The sequence below is a fragment of the Leifsonia sp. genome (assembly GCF_051955155.1).
Classification (GTDB): domain Bacteria; phylum Actinomycetota; class Actinomycetes; order Actinomycetales; family Microbacteriaceae; genus Leifsonia.
Window position 1 is genome coordinate 1 of the sequence record NZ_JBQCGZ010000004.1, and the last position, 2,959, is coordinate 2,959.

Sequence of the window (2,959 nt, forward strand, 5' to 3'; positions counted from 1 at the left end):
CTGATCGCGAGCGTCGTCGGCGTCGTCGTCGGCGCGATCGCCGGCTACTTCCGCGGTGTCGTCGACGCGATCCTGATGCGCATCACCGACGTGTTCATCGTCATCCCCGCGCTCGTGATCGGCTCCGTCGTCGGCCACATGTTCGGCGGCCTCGGCGCCTTCTTCCTGGCGCTGATGCTCGGCTTCTTCTCGTGGATGGGAATCGCCCGTCTGGTGCGCGGCGAGTTCCTGTCGCTGCGCGAGCGGGAGTTCGTGGAGGCGGCCCGCGTCGCCGGCGCCTCGGACATGCGGATCATCTTCAAACACATCCTGCCGAACGCCATCGGCGTCGTGATCGTCTCGTCCACGCTGATCATGGCGTCGGCCATCCTGCTGGAGACGGCGCTGTCGTTCCTCGGCTTCGGCATCCGTCCGCCGGACGTGTCCCTCGGCCTCCTGATCAGCTCGAACGAGTCGGCGTTCCAGACCCGTCCGTGGCTGTTCTGGTGGCCAGGCGCGTTCATCGTGACGCTCGCGCTGCTGGTCAACTTCGTCGGCGACGGCCTCCGGGACGCCTTCGACCCGCGCCACCGCCGGTTCAACCTGCGCAAGATGCGCGAGCAGGAGCCGGAGGAGGGCGAGGGCGGAGACGGCCGGCCCCGCACCGGCGTGGCCCTCGCGGAGGACGTGCTGTGACGACCGCCCACGGCGCCGTGCTGCTGACGGTCCGGAGCCTCGGCTCAGGACAGCAGCAGCGCGGCGACCGTGCCGGCCGCCAGCACGAGCAGCGCGACCAGCGTCAGAACGTGCCAGCGGATCGCCACGGGCGTCTCGTCGGCCAGGCCGGTCTCGATCGCGCCGCTCTCCTGCTGGGCGAGCCAGCGGCGGCGCACGACCTCGGCCGCGGCCCCCGACTCGGTGGACAGCAGATCGCCGGGACGGCGCACGCTGTCCGCGACGCGTGGCCGGCCGACCGCTCCCTTCGTCTCGCGGCGGGTGGCGCGCAGCGTGCTCGCCGTTCCGGGCGCCGGGGCGGACCAGACCGGGAACTTGTGGCCGGGCGTGTAGAGCGTGAGCGCGTACTTGGTGTCCACGTGGATGAGCGCCTGCCACGGGATGCGGATGGTGCGCGAGACGTTCACGACCTCGATGCCGTCGTCCCCGACGGTGAGCTTCGGGCGCCAGAGCATGGCCCAGCCCAGCAGGGCGAACAGCCCGCACGGCACGATGTAGAGCAGTCTGGCGTCGTGCACACTGACCAGCAGTCCGATCGTGAGGGCGGCAGCGGCCGCCCAGATCAGGACGGCAAGGACCCGGTTGAACCGGGACACGAAAACCTCGCGCTCGGTGGGGGAGACGTAGGGCATGGCTCCATGCTCTCATCCCTCCCGATCGCCCCCGAAAGGAACCACGAATCATGACCGAGACCACCACCGGTCAGGCGGGCCTCGTGAGCGACGCCCCCGTGCTGCAGGTCTCCGACCTGTCCGTCGACTTCGGCGTGGACAACGTCTGGATCCCGGCCGCGAAGAAGCTGAACTACCAGATCAAGGCGGGCGAGGTGCTGGCGATCGTCGGCGAGTCCGGCTCCGGCAAGAGCGCGAGCTCGATGGCGATCCTCGACCTCCTGCCCGAGAACTCGCGCGTCCGCGGCTCGATCAAGCTGGAGGGCCGTGAGCTCACCGGGCTGACCCCGCAGCAGATGCGCCGGGTCCGCGGGCGCCAGGTGTCGGTGATCTTCCAGGAGCCGATGACCGCGCTGAACCCGGTCTACACGGTCGGCTTCCAGATCGTCGAGACGCTGCGCATCCACTTCGGCATGTCCCCGCACGAGGCGAAGGAGCGCGCGCTCGAACTGCTGGACATGGTGGAGCTGCCCGACCCGAAGAAGGCCTTCAACTCCTACCCGCACCAGCTCTCCGGCGGCCAGCGCCAGCGCGCGATGATCGCCCAGTCGATCTCCTGCGACCCGAAGCTGCTGATCGCCGACGAGCCGACGACCGCCCTGGATGTGACCGTGCAGGCCGAGATCCTGGAGCTGCTGCGCAGCCTCCGCGACCGGCTGGACAGCGCCATCCTGCTGATCACGCACGACATGGGGGTCGTCGCCGACCTCGCCGACAACATCGTCGTGATGCGCAAGGGTGACATCGTCGAGTCGGGCACGGTGAAGCAGGTGTTCGCAAACCCGCAGCATCCGTACACGATCGCCCTCCTCGACGCCGTCCCGCACCTGGGGCAGCGCGAGGACGAGGAGATCGACACCACGGCCGCTCTCGCCGCCGGCACCGCGAACCCGGATGCCGAGTTCGCCGAGCGGATCCGCGCGAACGAGCGAGCCGCGCAGGCCGAGCACGAGAAGGCCGAGATGGACAAGCGCGAGGTCGTCGTCGACTTTCGTGACGTCGCCATCGAGTACCCCAAGCACGGCCGCGTCCCTGCGTTCCGCGCCGCCAGCGACATCGACCTGAAGATCCACGAGGGCGAGGTCGTCGGGCTGGTGGGGGAGTCCGGCTCGGGGAAGACGACGCTGGGACGCGCCGCGATCGGCCTGCTGCCGATCCATTCGGGTCAGCTGATCGTCGCGGGCCAGGACATCAGCAACGCCGGCCGCGACGAGATCCGGACGTTGCACCACAAGGTCGGCATCGTCTTCCAGGATCCGTCCTCGTCGCTGAACCCGCGCCTTCAGATCTCCGACTCCATCGCCGAGCCGCTGCGCCTGGCGAAGAAGCTCAAGGGCGCCGAGCTCTCCCGCGAGGTCGATCGTCTGCTGGACAGCGTGGAGCTGCCGCGCGCCTATCGCAGCCGCTTCCCGCACGAGCTCTCCGGCGGCCAGAAGCAGCGCGTCGGTATCGCCCGGGCGCTGTCGCTGAAGCCGCAGGTGCTCATCGCCGACGAGCCGACCAGCGCGCTCGACGTCTCGGTGCTGGCGCGCGTCCTGGAGCTCATGCCGCAGCTGCAGCGCGAGATGAACTTC

Annotated in this window: 3 protein-coding genes; 2 read left to right on the plus strand and 1 reads right to left on the minus strand. The window is 69.6% G+C overall.

All coding sequences use genetic code 11. The features are described 5' to 3' along the window. Positions 1 to 675 (plus strand): ABC transporter permease (locus tag ACTHMF_RS00325; protein ID WP_440315829.1); only part of this gene is annotated, 675 nt, incomplete at its 5' end. Positions 676 to 719: 44 nt separating this feature from the next. Here the strand turns inward: ACTHMF_RS00325 and ACTHMF_RS00330 are convergent. Continuing rightward, positions 720 to 1,346, minus strand: coding sequence for a PH domain-containing protein (locus ACTHMF_RS00330; protein ID WP_440315830.1), 627 nt, complete (start codon positions 1,344 to 1,346; stop codon positions 720 to 722). Between the two features lie 50 nt (positions 1,347 to 1,396). Here ACTHMF_RS00330 and ACTHMF_RS00335 point away from each other — a divergent pair. Next, positions 1,397 to 2,959, plus strand: a 1,563-nt coding sequence (locus ACTHMF_RS00335) for an oligopeptide/dipeptide ABC transporter ATP-binding protein (protein ID WP_440315831.1), incomplete at its 3' end; no start/stop codon positions are given.